Origin of the sequence: Sphingomonas adhaesiva (assembly GCF_036946305.1) — a bacterium.
Lineage (GTDB): Bacteria > Pseudomonadota > Alphaproteobacteria > Sphingomonadales > Sphingomonadaceae > Sphingomonas > Sphingomonas adhaesiva_B.
On record NZ_JAQIJJ010000009.1, the window covers coordinates 135,629 to 152,505 of the forward strand.

The following is a 16,877-nucleotide window of genomic DNA, read 5'->3' on the forward strand; positions in this document are numbered from 1 at the left end:
TTTCGTGCTAGGGGCGCCGCGGGCGGCCGCGTCGGCTGCCTTATCCAACGGGAATAGCATGGCTCGCTTCAAGACCCCTGACTTCAACGAACGCTCCGCCGCCGCCCGCGCGGCCAAGGAAAGCGCGCTGGAAAAGCTGCGCAACAAGCCGGTCGCCGACCCGGCCGTGATCGCCGAGCGCGAGGCGACCCGCGCCGCGCGCGATGCTGCCGCCGCCGAACGTCGCGCCGAGCGCCAGCGCCTGATCGACGAGGAGAAGGCCGCGAAGGCGGCGGCCAAGGCAGCGGAAGAAGCCGCGAAGGCGCCCAAGCCGAAGAAGTCGGCCGAGGAGCTGAAGGCGCTGCGCGACCTGAAATACGCCGCGCGCAAGGCCCGCAAGAAGTAATGCTCCCGCGCGAGGTCGTCGGCGTGGCGGAGGTGCCCGGCGGTCCGCCGCTGCGGCTGGTCCGGCACGGCGGCGACTTCATCATCATGCTCGACCGCAACGAGTTGATGAGCAGCCGGATGAGTGGGTCGGAGGTGGCGCTCGCCACCATGGCGCTGGCGCGGCTGCGCACGGCGGCGGCCGCGCACGTTCTGGTCGGCGGCTATGGCATGGGCTTCACGCTGCGCGCGCTGCTGGCGGAACTGGGGCCGGACGGTCGCGCCACCGTCGCGGAACTGGTGCCCGGCATCATCGACTGGGCGCGGGGTCCGATGCGCGATCTGGCGGCGGGATGTCTCGACGATCCGCGCGTGGCGGTGGAGATCGACGACGTCGGCGCGGTGATCGCGCGCGGGGCAGGGCGCTACGACGCGATCCTGCTCGACGTCGACAATGGCCCCGACGGGCTGACCCGCCCCGCCAATGACGGCCTCTACACCGCGCGCGGGCTGGCGAGCGCGCGCGCCGCGCTGCGCCCCGGCGGCGTGCTCGCGGTCTGGTCCGCTGGCGCCGACCCCGCCTTCACGCGCCGGCTGAAGCAGGGCGGCTTCGACGTGGACGAGGTGCGCGTGCGTGCGCGGGAGAACGGCAAGGGGCCGACCCACACGATCTGGTTCGCGACGCCGGCATAGCCGGAAGCAATGACGACGTGCGAGCTTACGCTCACCCCAGCCAGTCGCGCAGCCTCAGCTCGCCCGTGGCGCGCGTCTCGGCGCACATGCTGTGCCGCATCGTCTCCAGTGCCCATCCTGTGCGCGCGTCATCCTCGCTGGCGACGGTATCGGCGGGCACCCACAGATCATATTCGCGCATATGCGCATCCGCGGCGGTGAACAGCACGCAGATATCCGCCGCCACCCCGGTCAGGATCAGCCGCGTGACCCCCAGTTGCGGCAGCAGCACCGGCAGGTTGGTGGCATAGAAGCCCGAAAACTGCGGCTTGATGACGAAATAATCGTCGTCGCGCGGGCGCAGCCGGTCGATCAGCGCGCGCCCCGCGCTGTCCGACCGTGCGCAATGATCGACGATCCGCGAGCGTTCGGAATGCCAATGCCCGAAATTGTCGTTGACGTAGATCGTCGCCACCCCCGCCGCATCGGCGTCGTCGCGCAACGCCGCGATCCGCGCCGCCGCCGCTTCCGCCTTGGGCCGCAATCGCTCGCCGCCCGCGAAATCGAGGTCGTTGATCATGTCCACGATCAGCAGCGCTGCATCGTGTTCGCTGCGTTGGTCAGGGGGTTGCGCCATGGCGACGATGTCGCACGGTCACCGCGCGCCTGCGCTGATCCAGCGCAGTCCACGATCGTTTTCTTCAGGGAAAGGGACGGGTGGTGGAGCTGAGGGGAATCGAACCCCTGACCTCTGCAGTGCGATTGCAGCGCTCTCCCATCTGAGCTACAGCCCCGCCCGTCGATCCCGCGGCATTGCCGGGGAGCGACGCCCTTAGCGGCCGCCGATCCGCGATGCAACAGCCGTTTCGCCCCTCATGAAAATTGCCGCGTCCCCACGCCCGGGCCGATGCGAGCGCGCGGTGCGGCGAACGCCCGTTGCATCACCGCAACGATAGGAACGAATGCGGCGGCGAAGGCTTGTCCGCCATGTCCGGTGACGCGGGCGCAAGCAACGCGCACGCGCCGGTGAAGTAGGAGGACGCAATGGGCTACGAACGTTACCCGCGTGGGAGCAATCCGCAGGGCGACTATTACGGACGCAGCGAATCCCGGGATTACGGTCGCGACTATGGTTCGGGGCGCAACTACAGCTATTCCAGCGCGCGCGATTATCGTGCCGCCGGCGCGTTCGACCGTGACCGCGACGACGATCGCCGCCCCTATGGCCGCGGCGACGACGGGCGGCAGGGCTATCCGCGCGACTGGCGCGACGAGCAGCGCGGCGAATATGGCGCGGATCGCTATCGCGGGCGCGACGATTACCGCCGCGGCGGCAGCTATGGTGGCCAGTATGACGGCGGCGAGGGCTATGGCCAGTCGCGCTATGCGCGCGGCGACGAATATCACGGCAGCTATGCCTCGGACGGACGGCGCTTCGAGGATGTGGGCCGCTATCGCCATCAGGACGACGACGATTACCGCAGCGCGTCGCGCGATCGCTATCGCACCCAGGGCTATGGCCGTCAGGATCAGGGGCGGTCGTCGCAGGGCTACGACTATGACGACCGCGGCTTCCTGGCGCGCGCCGGGGACGAGGTCCGTTCCTGGTTCGGCGACGAGGAGGCGGAGCGCCGCCGCGAGATGGATAGCCGCTACGACGAGCGTTATTACAACCAGCACGGCGGCCACCGCCACGACGACGATTATCGTTCGTGGCGTTCCGGCCAGATCGCCGGGCTGGACCGCGACTATGACGAATATCGCCAGGAGAACCGCTCGCGGTTCGAGAACGAATTCTCGACCTGGCGGACGCAGCGCCAGACGCAGCGCGATTCGCTCAACCAGGTGAAGGAACATGCCGAGGTCGTCGGCTCCGACGGCAGCCACGTCGGCACCGTCGACAAGGTGCGCGGCGATCGCATCGTGCTGACCAAGAACGATGCCGATGCCGGCGGCCAGCATCACTCGATCCCGTCGCGCTGGATCGACAAGGTCGAGGACAACAAGGTGACGCTGTCCAAGACCGCGGACGAGGCCAAGCAGCACTGGCGCAACGAGGAGAATAACCAGGCGATGTTCGGCGACCGCGCCGGGCACAACGACCGCGGTTATTCGCAATCGTCGGCCGGCACTGGATATGGCCAGTCGCCGACTCAGGCGAGCGCCTATGGCCAGTCGGGCAAGGCTTCGACCGGCACGACCGGGTCGGGCGACACCGGCGGTGGCACCGGTGGCACGAACCTGAACCGGAGCTTCTCCGGCACCTACTAAGCCGGATGGCGGGTATGGGACGGGGCGCGGGCCGAAAGGTCCGCGCCCCTTTTTGTTGCTCACGGCGTCGCTCACGCGCTGCCGTGCTCCTGCGCAGGCAGGAGCCCAGGGTATCAGAGCGCAGACCTGCGTCATTCTGTCGTGGTGCTCCGATCCACCCGAAGCGGGTTGAGAAGCAAACGATCCGCGCCGAACCCTGCGCTCCTGCCTGCGCAGGAGCACGGTCGTACTTCAAACGGGCGTCCTTGCCCTCACACTGCGCCGGAGAAGGTATCGCATGCCGCAGGATCGCCGCTCTGCATCCCGCGCCGCAGCCATTCCTGACGCTGCGCCGAGGTGCCGTGGGTGAAGCTGTCGGGCACCACGCGGCCTTGCGATTCGCGTTGCAATGTGTCGTCGCCGATCGCCTGCGCCGCGCGCATCCCTTCCTCGACATCGCCCGGCTCCAGCCGGTTGCGGTTCGCCGCCGCCCAGACGCCGGCATAGCAATCGGCCTGCAACTCCAGCCGGACCGACAGCGCATTGCCCGCCGTCTTGCCGACGCGCTGCTGCTCGCGCTGCACCTGCTCCGACGTGCCGGTCAGCTGCTGGATATGATGGCCGAATTCGTGCGCGATCACATAGTATTGCGCGAAATCGCCGGGCGCCTTGAAGCGGTTGGTCAGTTCGTCGAAGAAGCCGGTGTCGAGGTAGATGCCCTGGTCGCTGGGGCAATAGAACGGCCCCATCGCCGACATCGCCGCACCGCATCCCGACTGCCCGCCCTGCTGCCCGAAGAAGACGAGCTTGGGCGCGACGAACCGCTGGCCGGAGCGCGCGAACAGCGCCTCCCACGTATTCTGCGCGGAGGAGAAAGCGTTGCATGCAGCACGCGCCGCCTGCGTATCGCATTTCTGCGCCAGCGTCTCGCCATTGCCGGCGGGGCGCGACACCTGCGTCGCGGGCACGCCGCTGCCTCCGCCGCCGAGCAGCCCGCCCAGATTGCCCAGCCCGCCGAACGCCGCGAGCAGCAGCAGCACGACGACGATACCGCCGCAGCCGAAGCGGCTGCCGATCATCGGCAGCAACCCCAGCAGCAACCCGCCGCCGCCACCCCCGCCGAACCCGCCGCCCGCGGCGCCGCGCTGATCCTCGACATTGATGTCCTGGTCGTAATCGTCGAGGCGCATGGCCCGTATCCCCTGATCGATCGTTGTCGTTGCGGTATGAATGCCCGTGACGGTGCCCGGGTTGCAACACACGGGCGGGCGGCCGATGACATGGGTCGGACGGGCGAACAGAGGATGGCAGATGTTCCTGAAGGGCAAGAGCGCGGTGGTGACGGGATCGACCTCGGGCATCGGTCTGGCGATCGCGCGGGCGCTGGCCGCGGAGGGCGCGAACGTGATGCTCAACGGCTTCGGCGAGGCGGACGCGATCGAACGCACGCGGGCCGAGGTGGCCGCGGCGAGCGGGGGCGAGGCGCTGTACGACGCCGCCGACATGACGATGCCGGATCAGATCGCGGCGATGATCGCGCGCGCGCATGATGCCTGGGGCGGTCCCGACATCGTGGTCAACAATGCCGGCATCCAGTTCGTCTGTGGCATCGCCGATTTCCCGCCGGAGAAGTGGGATGCGATCGTCGCGATCAACCTGACCAGCGCGTTCCATGTCATGCGTGCCGCGGTGCCGCATATGCGCGCGAACGGCTGGGGGCGGATCATCTCGACCGCGTCGGCGCACAGCCTGGTCGCCAGCCCCAACAAATCGGCCTATGTCGCGGCCAAGCACGGGCTGGTCGGGCTGTCGAAGGCGGTGGCGCTGGAAACCGCCACCGACGGCATCACGGTCAACTGTATTTCGCCCGGCTATGTCTGGACCCCGCTGGTCGAACGCCAGATCCCCGATACGATGGCGGCGCGCGGGATGACGCGCGAGCAGGTGATGAACGACGTGCTGCTGGCGGCACAGCCGACCAAGGCGTTCGTCACGCCCGAGCAGGTCGCGGCCTTCGCGCTGTTCCTGTGCCGCGACGAGGCGAAGGCGATCACCGGCGCGAACCTGTCGGCGGACGGCGGCTGGACCGCGGCGTGACCGCGAGGCGGGCGGCGCTGGCGGGCGCGACGCTGTCGCTGCTTGTCGGCGGATGCGGCGGCGGCGCGAACCGGATGGCGACGATGCCCCCGCCGCCACCGCCGGAGGCAAGTGCCGCCAGCGCGTGGCGACAGGTGGCGACCGCGGCGGACCGGTTGCGGCTGCGCGGGTGGCGCGACACCTGGCTGACCGCGCTGGCGCGTGCGCGCGCCGCGGCCCCGGCGGAAGTGGTGGCGGCGGGCGCGGTGCTCCAGCCCGACGTCGCGCTCGACCGGCCGGTGCCGCCGCCCGGCCGCTATCGCTGTCGCGTGTTCAAGCTGGGGGCGAAGAGCGCGGGGATGCCGGATTATCTCGCCTATCCATGGTTCGACTGCCGCATCGGCGCATCGGCGGAGGGCGAGGCGCAACTGGTCAAGCTCACCGGGTCGCAGCGGCATGTCGGCGTCTTCTATCGCGACGATCTGCGCCGCGCGGTGTTCCTGGGCACGCTGATGCTGGCGGACGAGACGCGCGCGATCCCCTATGGCCGCGATGCGGACCGCGATCTGGCGGGCTGGACCACGCGCACCGGCCCCGCGCAGTGGCGGATCGCGATGCCGCAGCCCGCGTTCGAGTCGTTGCTGACGATCATCGAACTGGTGCCCGCGGGGTGACGCCATTCTGTGTCATGCCGGATTCAGCCCGACACCTCTGCGAACGCTTAAATCTCCTGTTCCCCGGCGAAGGCCGGGGTCCAGTAACGACCGGTTCCAGCATCTTACGAGCCGGTCGCAACTGGATCCCGGCCTTCGCCGGGGAACAGGAAGAGTTTCGCGGAGGTCGGTCACGCCCGGGGTGACGCTGGCCGATCCACCGATCACTCGTCCACCGGCGCCTTTTCCTTCTTCCCCGGCATCGTCCCCGGGGTCGATACCGGCGCGTCGATCGGCGCGATGCTTGCGATCGGCGGGTTGGCGGCGAACCACTGCTTGCCGGTCTGCTCCACCGACACCAGCTGCCCGGGATTGGCCGCATAGACCGCGCGCAGATAGCTGCTGGGCTTCTTCATCAGCTTCGGAAAGTCGACCTGCGTCACGCCGATGCGCCGCGCCGCCTCGCGCACGAAGGTGACGCAGTTGCGCTTGCCCAGATTATAGGTCGCGTCACCCGTCTTCTCGTCCCAGCCGCGGATCAGGTCGAGCACCGCGGCATATTGCGCATCGGTGATGGTGCGCGAGAAGCGCGCACGGCTGCCCTCCATATAGCCGTGCTTGGGGCGCTCGACGCGGCCCGCGACATTGCCGAACAGAAGTGCTGGCGACACCGATTTGGCGGTGAAGCCATAGCTGGCGTCGACCGCGGCGCCCCCCGCATCGGGCGTTCCGCGCAGCGTGAAGAAGGCGTGCGGGAAATAATTGCCGCCGAAATCGCGGCTCCAGAAGGTGATCGTGACCGCTGCCTGCGCCGGCCATGCCGATACGGCCAGCAACAAGGCCGCGACCAGCGCCGCGAAACGGGGATGCCAGACGGAGCGGGAACGCGATTCGACCATCCCCGATCTGTCCGACAAGCGCGTTTCGGGTGCAACGGGGCATGACAAGGGCGCGCGGACACGGCATGGGCGCCGCATGTCATCGATCCGTCACATAACCGTCATCGCCACGTTGCTCGCCGCCACCCCCGCAGCGGCCGAGACCGAGCACGATCTGGGCGGCTGGCTCAACGTGACCGTGCAGGGCCATTGGGGCAAGAACGGCGCGGGCGCGTGGTTCGCGGAGGTGCAGCCGCGCCTTCAGGACGATCTGGGACGGGTCGACCAGGTCATCCTGCGCGGCGCGGTCGGCTATAAGGTGGCGCGCGGACTGACGCTGTATCAGGGCTATGCGCATGTCGTCATGCCGGTGTCCGGCGGCACCGACATCGGCGAGGATCGCACCTTCCAGCAGGTCAGCTGGGTCATCCCCGGCCTTGCGCGCGGCGAGCTGTCGTCGCGGACCCGGTTCGAGCAGCGCTGGCGGTCGGACGGACACGACATGCAGCTGCGCGCACGCGAGATGGTGCGATTCGAATATCCGCTCGGCCGCGACGACGGCGTCCGCGCGCTGACCTCGGTCGAGGGGTTCTGGGCGTTCAACAGCGTCGACTGGCGGCCGCGGTCGGGGTTCGATCAGGTGCGCACCTTCGTCGGGGCGGAGATCCCGATCGGCGGCACGTCGACGGTCGAGGCGGGCTATCTCAACCAGATCATCGATCGCCCCGGCAACAATGCGCGGATGAACCACAACATCTCGCTGTCGGTGTTCTGGCGGTTGTAGCCTATGCGCCGGCGTGGGTCAGGCGCGCGAGCTGATCCTCCGACAGCGCCAGCGTCATCGCCGGCAGTAGTTCCTCCAACTGCCGGGCCGAGGTGGCGCTGGCGATCGGCGCGGTGACACCGGGCTGCGCGATCAGCCAGGCCAGCGCCACCTGCGCCGGCGTCGCGCCCGTCTCGTCCGCGACCGCGTCCAGCGCGGCGAGGACGGCCGCGCCCTTGCCCTCCAGCACCTCGCGCATCCGGCCGCCGCGCACGCTCTTCCCCAGATCGTCCGCCGACCGGTACTTGCCGGTCAGGAAACCGGAGGCGAGCCCGTAATAGGGGACGACGCCGATATTGGCGGTGACGCAATAATCCTGCAACTCGCCCTCGAACTTGTGGCGGCTGACCAGATTATATTCGGGCTGGAGCACCTGATAATGCGGCAGGCCGGCGGCGCGGGCGGTGTCGACCGCGGATTTCAGTCGCGCCGCGTGGAAGTTGGACGCGCCCAGTACGCGCACCTTGCCCGCCTGCACGAGGTTGGCGAACGCCTCGGCCACCGCCTCCTGCGATGGCGCCTCGTCGTCCTGATGCGCGAAATAGAGGTCGATGCGGTCGGTGCCCAAGCGCTGGAGCGAGGCGTCGCACGCCGCGACGATCCGCGCCGGGGCCAGCTTCTCGCCGCCCTCGCCGGGCAGCATCCCGACCTTGGTCGCGATCAGCACGCGGTCGCGTCGGCCGCCGGCGCGCAGCCATTCGCCGATCATGCGTTCGGATTCGCCGCCGGCATGGCCCGGCACCCAGGCGGAATATACGTCGGCGGTGTCGATCATCGTGCCGCCGCCATCGACGAAGGCGTCGAGCACCGCGAAGCTGGCGTCGCGATCCGCGGTCCAGCCGAACACATTGCCGCCCAGCATCAGCGGCGCGATCTTCAGGTCGGAGGCGCCGAGCCGTCGCAGATCGGTCATGACGCATTCTCCGTCGCAGGGCCGCTGACCTGCTCCAGCGCCACGCTGTTGGCGTCGAGCATCTCCGCGGCCTCGTTGAGCTGCCGGTCCTGATCCGCCGTCAGCCCGGGCGTGGCATCCTCGCCGCCCGAACAGGCGGCGAGGAGCAGGAACAGCGGCGCCGCCGCGACGGATCGGGGCAGGCGCCGCATCACGATCAGTTCTTGTCGCGCAGGTCGTTGCCGGCGCGCACCATCGCATTGCCGGTCGCATCGGCGGCGGCGTCGCCTGCGTTCTCCAGCTTCGCGCCGGTGCGGTCCAGCGTCGTCTCGGCGGAGTTGAGCGCCTGGTCGGTGGCGGCGTCGACATCGTTCACCGCGTTGCGGGTGGTGGCGCTGGTGTCCGCGGCGACGGCATTGGCGGCCTCCGCCGACTCGTTCTGCGCCTTCTCGCTGCAGGCGGCCAGCGAGATGGCGGCGGCGGCGGTCAGGACGGTGATGGTCAGGCGCTTCATGATGGCTCTCCCCAAAATCGATTGGCGTGATCGTTACGCCGGCAAAACTGCCGGAGCCGCGCTGCGAACGCCAGACCCCGGCGAAAGGGTCCGTGACGATCGCATTTGACCCCATATAAAGATATCTTTATATCTCGTCGCATGAAGCTCGCGCTCGACATCTTTCGCGCCTTGGCGGACGAAACCCGCCTGCGCATCGTCGCGCTGCTCGCGTCGATGGAGCTGTCGGTCGGCGAACTGGCGCAGGTGCTGGGGCAAAGCCAGCCGCGCGTGTCGCGCCATATCAAGATCCTGTGCGACGCCGGCCTCGCGGAGCGGCGCAAGGAAGGCAGCTGGGTGTTCGTCGCGCTGGGCACGGAGGCGCTGGTGGCGCCGGTCATCGCCGCGCTGTCCGCCTGGGGCGCGGATGTGGAGGCGCAGGCGGACATCGCGCGGCTGGAGGCGGTGCGTGCCGATCGCGCCGCGGCGGCGGCGGCCTGGTTCCAGACGCATGCAGGGGAGTGGGACGCGATCCGCTCGCTCCATGTCGCGGAGGAACAGGTCGAGGCGGCGATGTTCGACGTGCTGGGGGCGGCGCCGCTGGGGCGGCTGATCGATATCGGTACGGGCACCGGGCGCATGATCGAATTGTTCGCGCCGCGTGCCAGCCACGCGCTGGGGATCGACAAGAGCAGCGAGATGCTGCGGCTGGCGCGCGCGCGGGTGGGCGAGCGCGGGCTGGGCAATGCGGAGCTGCGCCAGGCGGACCTGTACGCGCTGCCGCTGTCCGATGCCGCGGCCGATGTCGCGATCCTGCACCACGTCCTGCATTTCGCGCAGCAGCCGGGCGCCGCGATCGCCGAGGCGGCGCGGGTATTGGCCGGCGGCGGGCGGTTGCTGATCGCGGATTTCGCGGCGCATGACCGCGAGGAGCTGCGCGCGCGCGACGCGCATACGCGGCTGGGCTTTTCCGATGCGCAGATCGAGGGCTGGTTCGCGGCGGCGGGGCTGGTCCCCGCGCGGATCGAGACGCTGGAGGGCGGGGAACTGACGGTGAAATTGTGGCTCGGGCGGAAAGCCGGCGAGCTGGTGCGGGAGGTGAAGGCGGCATGACGTTCTCGGTCAACCAGCTGGAGGAGGCACGCCGCGCACTGGAGGCGCCGCTCTATGCCGACGTCGGCGGCGATGTCGCGGTCAGCTTCGAATTCTCGCCGCCCAAGACCGACAAGGCCGAGGTCAATCTGTGGCAGTCGATCGAGGCCCTGTGCCCGCTCCAGCCGCGCTTCCTGTCGGTCACCTATGGCGCCGGCGGGTCGACGCGCGACCGCACCCACGCCACCGTGGCGCGGATCGCGCGCGAGACGGCGGTGCCGGCCGCCGCGCATCTGACCTGTGTCGAGGCGACGCGCGAGGAGATCGACGACATCGCGCGCGCCTATTGGGCGGCGGGGGTGCGTCATATCGTCGCACTGCGCGGCGATCCGCCCGCGGGCGCGTCGCATTACGAACCGCATCCGGGCGGCTATGAGAATGCCGCCGCGCTGGTCGCGGGGCTGAAGCGGCTGCATCCGTTCGAGATTTCGGTCGCGGGCTATCCCGAGGCGCATCCGTCGTCGGTCGATCAGGCCGCCGACCTCGACAATCTGAAGCGCAAGCTGGATGCCGGCGCGCATCGCGCGATCACGCAATTCTTCTTCGAACCCGACACCTTCTTCCGCTACCGCGATGCCGCCGCCGCGGCGGGAATCGATGCGGAGATCGTGCCGGGCATCATGCCGATCGGCAGCTTCGCCGGCGTGCAGAAGATGTCGGCGATGTGCGGCACCGACGTCCCCGGATGGCTGGTGCGGCTGTTCGAGGGGCTGGACGACCAGCCCGCCGCGCGCCAGCTGGTCGCCGCCACCGTCGCCGCCGAATTGTGCCGCAAGCTGTATGCGGGCGGGGTGAAGCAGCTCCACTTCTACACCATGAACAAGGCGGAGCTGAGCTTCGCCATCTGCCACCTGCTGGGCGTGCGTGCGCAGCCGGCGAAGGAAAGGGCCGCGGCATGAACGTGCGCGAGAGTTTTAATGCCGAGGCCGCGAAGCGCGTCCTCATCACCGACGGCGCGTTCGGGACCGAGATCCAGAACTGGAAGCTGTCGGAGGCCGATTACGCCGGGACGTTGGGGCTGTCCCACGACCAGAAGGGCAACAACGACATCCTCGCGCTGACCAAGCCCGAGGTGCCGGAATCGATCCACCGCGCCTATTTCGAGGCGGGGGCGGATATCGCGGAGACCAACACCTTCTCCGCCAACCGCATCAGCCAGGCGGATTACGGCGCGGAACATCTGGTGCGCGAGATCAACGTCGAAAGCGCGCGGCTCGCACGGCGCATCGCGGACGAGTTCGCCGCGAGGGACGGGCGTCCGCGCTTCGTCGCCGGCGCGATCGGGCCGACCAACAAGACGCTGTCGCTCAGCCCGGACGTCAACGATCCCGGCTATCGCGAGATCGACTTCGATCATCTGAAGCAGGTGTATCGCGAGCAGATCGATGCGCTGGTCGAGGGCGGTATCGATTTCGTCCTGATCGAGACGGTGTTCGACACGCTCAACGCGAAGGCCGGGATCATGGCCGCGATCGAGGCGGGGCAGGCGTTGGGCCGCGACCTGCCGATCATGCTGTCGATGACGCTGACCGATCTGTCCGGGCGCAACCTGTCGGGGCATACGGTCGAGGCGTTCTGGCATGCGGTGCGCCATGCCAAGCCGCTGACGATCGGGCTGAATTGCTCGTTCGGGGCGGAACAGCTGCGCCCGCACGTCAAGACGCTGAGCGAGATCTGCGACACGCTCATCATGGTCTATCCCAATGCCGGGCTGCCCAACGAACTGGGTGCCTATGACGAGGCGCCCGCGACCACCGCGGGGCTGGTGATGGAATGGGCGCGCGCCGGGCAGGTCAACGTGCTGGGCGGCTGCTGCGGCTCGACGCCCGCGCATATCAAGGCGATTGCGGACGCGGTGAAGGGCGTCGCCCCGCGCGCGGTGCCGGTGCCGGCGGTGCGCACCCGGCTCGCCGGGCTGGAGCCGTTCACGATGGCGGCGTGACCGTGTGTTAGCCCTCCCCCCGTCGGGGGGAGGGTTGGGTGGGGGGCGCCCCACACGATACCGCCCGCGGCGGCCCCTCACCCAACCCTCTCCCCGCAGGGGAGAGGGCTAAGATGAAGAAGACAATGACCACCTCCTCCACCAATTTCGTCAATGTCGGCGAGCGCACGAACGTCACCGGCTCCGCGGCGTTCAAGAAGATGATCATGGCGGGCGACTATGCCCGCGCGGTCGAGGTCGCGCGCCAGCAGGTGGAGAATGGCGCGCAGGTCATCGACATCAACATGGACGAGGGTCTGCTCGACGCGCACCACGCCATGACCACCTTCCTGAAGCTGATCGCGGCCGAGCCGGACATCGCGCGCGTGCCGTTCATGATCGACAGCTCCAAATGGGACGTGATCGAGGCCGGGCTGAAGTGCGTGTCCGGCAAGCCGATCGTCAATTCGATCAGCATGAAGGAAGGCGAGGAGCCATTCCTCCACCATGCGCGCATTTGCATGAACTATGGCGCCGCGGTCGTCGTGATGGCGTTCGACGAGGTCGGGCAGGCGGATACGAAGGATCGCAAGGTCGAGATCTGCGAACGCGCCTACACGCTGCTGACCGGGATAGGCTTCCCGCCCGAGGACATCATCTTCGACCCCAATGTGTTCGCGGTGGCGACGGGGATCGAGGAGCACAACAATTACGGCGTCGACTTCATCGAGGCGTGCCGCGAGATCAAGGCGCGCTGCCCGCACGTCCATATCTCGGGCGGGCTGTCGAACCTGTCGTTCAGCTTCCGCGGCAACGAGCCGGTGCGCCGCGCGATGCACTCCGTCTTCCTCTACCACGCCATCCCCGCGGGGATGGACATGGCGATCGTCAACGCCGGCCAGCTCGACGTCTATGACGCGATCGACGCCAGGCTGCGCGACGCGTGCGAGGATGTGATCCTCAACCGCGACCCCGACGCGGGCGAGCGGCTGGTCGCGCTGGCGGAGACGTTCCGCGGCACCGATGCGGTGGCGGAGAAAGCGGCGCAGGAATGGCGCGGCTGGGACGTGACCAAGCGGCTGGAACATGCGCTGGTGAAGGGGATCGACGCGCATGTCGTCGAGGATACCGAGGAATGCCGCCAGATGTATGCCCGCCCGATCGAGGTCATCGAGGGGCCGCTGATGGACGGGATGAACGTCGTCGGCGATCTGTTCGGCAGCGGCAAGATGTTCCTGCCGCAGGTGGTGAAATCGGCGCGTGTCATGAAGAAGGCGGTCGCGCACCTGATGCCCTTCATCGAGGCGGCGAAGGAGCCGGGCGCGAAGGGTAAGGGCCGCGTCGTGATGGCGACCGTGAAGGGCGACGTCCACGATATCGGCAAGAACATCGTCGGCGTGGTGCTCCAGTGCAACGGGTTCGAGGTGGTCGACCTGGGCGTGATGGTGCCCTGGTCGAAGATCCTGGAGGCGGCGAACGAGAATGACGCCGACATGATCGGCCTCAGCGGCCTCATCACCCCGTCGCTGGACGAGATGGTGACGGTGGCGGAGGAGATGCAGCGCGCCGACATGCGCATGCCGCTGCTGATCGGCGGCGCGACGACGTCGAAGGTGCATACCGCGCTGCGCATCGCGCCGGCCTATAAGGGGCCGGTGGTGCATGTGCTGGACGCCAGCCGCGCGGTGGGCGTCGCGACGACTTTGGTGTCGGACACGCAGGCGGCGGATTATGTCGCGACGGTCGCGGCCGAATATCAGGCGGTCCGCGATGCGCGCGAGGGCAAGGGGCAGAATGCGCTGCTGCCGCTCGACGAGGCGCGCAAGCGCGGCTTCGTCGCCGACATGGCGCTGAAGGCGCCCGCGGTGGCGCAGCCCGGCATCCACGTTTTCGAGGATTGGGATCTGGCGCAGCTGCGCGAGTTCATCGACTGGACGCCGTTCTTCCGCGCGTGGGAACTCGCGGGCAATTACCCCGCGATCCTGACCGACGAGGTGGTCGGCGAGAGCGCGTCGTCGCTCTATGCCGATGCGCAGGCGATGCTCGACCGCATCGTCGCGGAGAAGTGGCTGACCGCGCGGGGCGTCGCGGGTCTGTGGCCGTGCCACCGCCACGACGACGACATCTGGGTCTATGACCGGCACAGCATCGACACGCGCACGCCCGACGGCGGCAGCGTGCCGGAGGGATTGCACCTGCCCGACCTCGACCGTCGCAACGAACATTCCACCCGCCTGCCGTTCCTGCGTCAGCAGATCGCGAAGCGGGAAGGGCGCGCGAACATGTGCCTCGCCGACTTCATCGATCCGGCGGGCGACTGGATCGGCGGCTTCGCGGTCGGCATCCACGGCATCGACGCGCATCTGGCGCGCTACAAGGCGGACAACGACGATTACAACGACATCCTGCTGAAGGCGCTGGCGGACCGTCTGGCGGAGGCGTTCGCGGAGGCGCTCCACGCGCATGTCCGCACGACGTTATGGGGCTATGCCCCCGACGAGCAGCTGACCAACGAGGCGCTGATCCGCGAGCAATATCGCGGCATCCGCCCCGCGCCGGGCTATCCCGCCTGCCCGGAACACAGCCTGAAGCGCACATTGTTCGACCTGCTGACGGCGGAGGAGAATGCCGGCCTGTCGCTGACCGAAAGCTATGCGATGCTGCCGACCGCGGCGGTCAGCGGCTTCTATTTCGGGCATGCGCAGGCGGAATATTTCGGGGTGGCGCGGATCGGCGAGGACCAGGTCGCCGATTACGCCGCGCGCCGCGGTGTCGATTGCGAGCGCGCGACCCGGCTGCTGCGACCGAACCTCGACTGAGGGCGTGTTCACGGCCTGACAAGGACGCGTCATCCCAGCGAAAGCTGGGATCTCCTTATGGTAGGCGCACCCCCGCCACACCAAGGCCCCAGCCTTCGCCGGGGCGACGATCTTTGCCGCGAGGCCGTCAGCCCAGCATCAGCCAGGCCGCATCGCCCATCGCGGCCATCGCGCCCCATGCGCTGACGCCCAATATCGTCCAGATGCCGATCCGCCGACGCAGCGAATAGATGTTCGTCATGGCGACCCTCCCTTATTTTGTGAGGAAAGGTATCGCATGAAAACGATTGCGGCAATAACGATCATTGTCCGTCAGCGTGATCGCCTGCGTCGATGATCGTGGCCGTTCAGGCCCGCCGATAGCGGAAATACCACACCTCATGCCCCTGCCGCCGCGCCTTGCGTTCGTAGCGGGTTTCCGGCCAATCGGCGGGGCGGGTGAGGAAATCCTGCGGTCCCTCCGCCAGCCAGGTGAAGTCGCGGCGCGCGTCCATCACCATCATCGACCAGCGGCAATAGGTGGGATCGTCGGTGCCCAGCCGGAATTCCGCCCCCGGCTTCAGCTTGCGTGCGATCAGGTCGAGCGGGCCGTGGTTCATCATCCGGCGCTTGGCATGGCGCGCCTTGGGCCAGGGATCGGGGTGCAGCAGATAGACGCGCTCCAGCGAGGCATCGGGCAGCCGCTCCACCACCTCCAGCGCATCGCCCATGTGCAGCCGGACATTCTCCAGCGCGCCGTCGCGGACATGGCCCAATGCGCCGACGACGCCGTTGAGGAACGGCTCGCATCCGATGAAGCCGGTGCCCGGCGCCGCCGCGGCCTGCGCGGCGAGATGCTCGCCCGCGCCGAAGCCGATCTCGACCTGCATCGGGCGGTCGTCGCCGAACAGGCGCGCGGCGGTCAGCGCGCCCTCGTCGGGCACGGCAAGGCGTGGCAGCAGTTCCTCGACCAGCGCGGCCTGCCCGGCGCGCAACGCATGGCCCTGGCGCCGGCCGTAGAGGCGGCGGATCGTTGTGGGATCGTTCATGCAGCGCCGCCTACCGACTTTGCCCGGGAAACGAAACGGCAGGACGTGAGGGAAGGTCATGCGAAGGTGGACGATCGGCGCGGCAGCGTCGGTGATGGTGGTGGGGGCGGCGATACTGGCGGGGGCGGCAGGCGCGCAGGCGCCCGCGCCGCAGTCGATCTCGCTGCAAAACACGGGGCAGGGCTGGCAGCCGGTGGTGTTCGTCTGCGATTCGACGAACCGCGACCGCGTGCTGACGCTGTCGGCGCCCGCGCGCGATCGCACCGCGACGCTGACCGCCTTTGCCAAGCCGGGGCTGGCGACGCGGACGATGGAGGTGCGCGTCGGCGCCAGCGAGGCGGGGATGAGCCAGATCTGGTATCCGTTGACCGATGCGAACGGGCGCACGCTGGGCAATGTCCATGCGGTGAACCCCGGCGTGGTCGAACCCGGCGCCACCACGCCCACGGTGACCTCGATCGCGCTGGGCGACGATACCAGCAGCTGCCGCTTCGCGCCGCAGACGCGTGTCCTGGGCGTGACGCCCAAGCGCTCGATCCAGATCACGCGGACCGAGAATCGCGGCTATCGCTATCGCAGCTATAATTACGATTCGAACCTGCCCGAGGTGTCGCAGCCCTGGGGCGGGCGCGACACCCGCGCGTCGCTGACGATCGATAACGGGCGGCTGTTCGCGCAGCGCGGCGGGACGCGCGTGTACCAGTTCGAGAACGGCGGCTATGTCTATCGCGTGCTTGCCTCGACCGACGCGACACAGGCGGGCGGCGGCGTGCAGGTGTGGCACGCGGGCAAGCTGGTGCTGGCGGAGCGGTTCGGCGCCTATACCGCGGCGGTGCAGCCTTGAGCGGCCCGCACGC

The 16,877-nt window shown here is 68.7% G+C and carries 18 protein-coding genes and 1 tRNA gene; 11 read left to right on the forward strand and 8 right to left on the reverse strand.

Annotation, left to right across the window (positions count from 1 at the left end):
- Nucleotides 1-58: 58 nt before the first annotated feature.
- Nucleotides 59-385, forward strand: a complete 327-nt coding sequence (locus tag PGN14_RS15120; protein WP_335300409.1) for a DUF6481 family protein — start codon at nt 59-61, stop codon at nt 383-385.
- On the forward strand, nt 385-1,056 hold the full coding sequence (locus PGN14_RS15125; RefSeq protein ID WP_335300410.1) for a spermidine synthase: 672 nt from the start codon (nt 385-387) through the stop codon (nt 1,054-1,056). The genes PGN14_RS15120 and PGN14_RS15125 overlap by 1 nt, the downstream gene beginning before the upstream one ends.
- Before the next feature lie 31 nt (nt 1,057-1,087).
- On the opposite strand, the gene PGN14_RS15130 is transcribed toward PGN14_RS15125, so the two are convergent.
- Together PGN14_RS15130 and PGN14_RS15135 are read right to left on the reverse strand one after the other, a co-directional pair.
- The gene (locus tag PGN14_RS15130) at nt 1,088-1,672 is read right to left on the reverse strand and encodes an isochorismatase family cysteine hydrolase (RefSeq protein WP_335300411.1); all 585 of its coding nucleotides are present in this window, start codon (nt 1,670-1,672) and stop codon (nt 1,088-1,090) included.
- 81 nt (nt 1,673-1,753) lie between these two features.
- Nucleotides 1,754-1,829: transfer RNA gene (locus PGN14_RS15135), tRNA-Ala, on the reverse strand.
- Between the two features lie 250 nt (nt 1,830-2,079).
- Here PGN14_RS15135 and PGN14_RS15140 point away from each other — a divergent pair.
- On the forward strand, nt 2,080-3,306 hold the full coding sequence (locus PGN14_RS15140; RefSeq protein ID WP_335300412.1) for a DUF2171 domain-containing protein: 1,227 nt from the start codon (nt 2,080-2,082) through the stop codon (nt 3,304-3,306).
- A 251-nt stretch (nt 3,307-3,557) separates the two neighbouring features.
- Here PGN14_RS15140 and ypfJ read toward each other — a convergent pair whose 3' ends face one another.
- The gene (gene ypfJ / locus PGN14_RS15145) at nt 3,558-4,475 is read right to left on the reverse strand and encodes a KPN_02809 family neutral zinc metallopeptidase (protein WP_335300413.1); all 918 of its coding nucleotides are present in this window, start codon (nt 4,473-4,475) and stop codon (nt 3,558-3,560) included.
- A gap of 121 nt (nt 4,476-4,596) precedes the next feature.
- On the opposite strand from ypfJ, the gene PGN14_RS15150 reads away from it, so the two are divergent.
- Both PGN14_RS15150 and PGN14_RS15155 read left to right on the forward strand, forming a co-directional pair.
- Entirely contained in the window at nt 4,597-5,382 is a 786-nt protein-coding gene (locus tag PGN14_RS15150) for a 3-hydroxybutyrate dehydrogenase (protein WP_335300414.1), read from the forward strand.
- A complete protein-coding gene (locus tag PGN14_RS15155; protein WP_335300415.1) occupies nt 5,379-6,035 on the forward strand; it encodes a DUF4893 domain-containing protein in 657 nt (218 codons plus the stop codon). Before PGN14_RS15150 ends, PGN14_RS15155 begins: the two co-directional genes overlap by 4 nt.
- A gap of 203 nt (nt 6,036-6,238) precedes the next feature.
- Here the strand turns inward: PGN14_RS15155 and PGN14_RS15160 are convergent, their stop codons facing one another.
- Complete coding sequence (locus PGN14_RS15160; RefSeq protein ID WP_335300416.1) at nt 6,239-6,913, reverse strand: hypothetical protein; 675 nt, start codon at nt 6,911-6,913, stop codon at nt 6,239-6,241.
- 76 nt (nt 6,914-6,989) lie between these two features.
- Here PGN14_RS15160 and PGN14_RS15165 point away from each other — a divergent pair, with 76 nt between their 5' ends.
- Nucleotides 6,990-7,676, forward strand: a complete 687-nt coding sequence (locus PGN14_RS15165) for a DUF2490 domain-containing protein (protein WP_335300417.1) — start codon at nt 6,990-6,992, stop codon at nt 7,674-7,676.
- A 1-nt stretch (nt 7,677) separates the two neighbouring features.
- Here PGN14_RS15165 and PGN14_RS15170 read toward each other — a convergent pair whose 3' ends face one another.
- The 3 genes from PGN14_RS15170 to PGN14_RS15180 are packed head-to-tail and all read right to left on the reverse strand — an operon-like array spanning nt 7,678 to nt 9,121.
- Nucleotides 7,678-8,628, reverse strand: coding sequence for an aldo/keto reductase (locus PGN14_RS15170; protein WP_335300418.1), 951 nt, complete (start codon nt 8,626-8,628; stop codon nt 7,678-7,680).
- Entirely contained in the window at nt 8,625-8,819 is a 195-nt protein-coding gene (locus PGN14_RS15175; RefSeq protein ID WP_335300419.1) for a hypothetical protein, read from the reverse strand. Before PGN14_RS15175 ends, PGN14_RS15170 begins: the two co-directional genes overlap by 4 nt.
- Nucleotides 8,820-8,824: 5 nt before the next feature.
- Nucleotides 8,825-9,121: a hypothetical protein gene (locus PGN14_RS15180; RefSeq protein ID WP_335300420.1), complete on the reverse strand. Its 297-nt coding sequence runs from the start codon at nt 9,119-9,121 to the stop codon at nt 8,825-8,827.
- A gap of 141 nt (nt 9,122-9,262) precedes the next feature.
- Here PGN14_RS15180 and PGN14_RS15185 point away from each other — a divergent pair, with 141 nt between their 5' ends.
- From PGN14_RS15185 to metH, 4 genes are all read left to right on the forward strand, one after another.
- Complete coding sequence (locus PGN14_RS15185) at nt 9,263-10,213, forward strand: ArsR/SmtB family transcription factor (RefSeq protein WP_335300421.1); 951 nt, start codon at nt 9,263-9,265, stop codon at nt 10,211-10,213.
- Entirely contained in the window at nt 10,210-11,151 is a 942-nt protein-coding gene (gene metF, locus PGN14_RS15190; RefSeq protein WP_335300422.1) for a methylenetetrahydrofolate reductase [NAD(P)H], read from the forward strand. Before PGN14_RS15185 ends, metF begins: the two co-directional genes overlap by 4 nt.
- Nucleotides 11,148-12,194 (forward strand): homocysteine S-methyltransferase family protein, encoded by a 1,047-nt coding sequence (locus PGN14_RS15195; RefSeq protein WP_335300423.1) that lies wholly within the window; start codon nt 11,148-11,150, stop codon nt 12,192-12,194. Before metF ends, PGN14_RS15195 begins: the two co-directional genes overlap by 4 nt.
- Before the next feature lie 125 nt (nt 12,195-12,319).
- Entirely contained in the window at nt 12,320-14,992 is a 2,673-nt protein-coding gene (metH, locus tag PGN14_RS15200; protein WP_335300453.1) for a methionine synthase, read from the forward strand.
- 347 nt (nt 14,993-15,339) lie between these two features.
- Here the strand turns inward: metH and trmB are convergent, their stop codons facing one another.
- Nucleotides 15,340-16,020, reverse strand: coding sequence for a tRNA (guanine(46)-N(7))-methyltransferase TrmB (trmB, locus tag PGN14_RS15205; RefSeq protein ID WP_335300424.1), 681 nt, complete (start codon nt 16,018-16,020; stop codon nt 15,340-15,342).
- Nucleotides 16,021-16,078: 58 nt separating this feature from the next.
- Here trmB and PGN14_RS15210 point away from each other — a divergent pair, with 58 nt between their 5' ends.
- Complete coding sequence (locus PGN14_RS15210; protein WP_335300425.1) at nt 16,079-16,864, forward strand: hypothetical protein; 786 nt, start codon at nt 16,079-16,081, stop codon at nt 16,862-16,864.
- Nucleotides 16,865-16,877 lie beyond the last annotated feature (13 nt).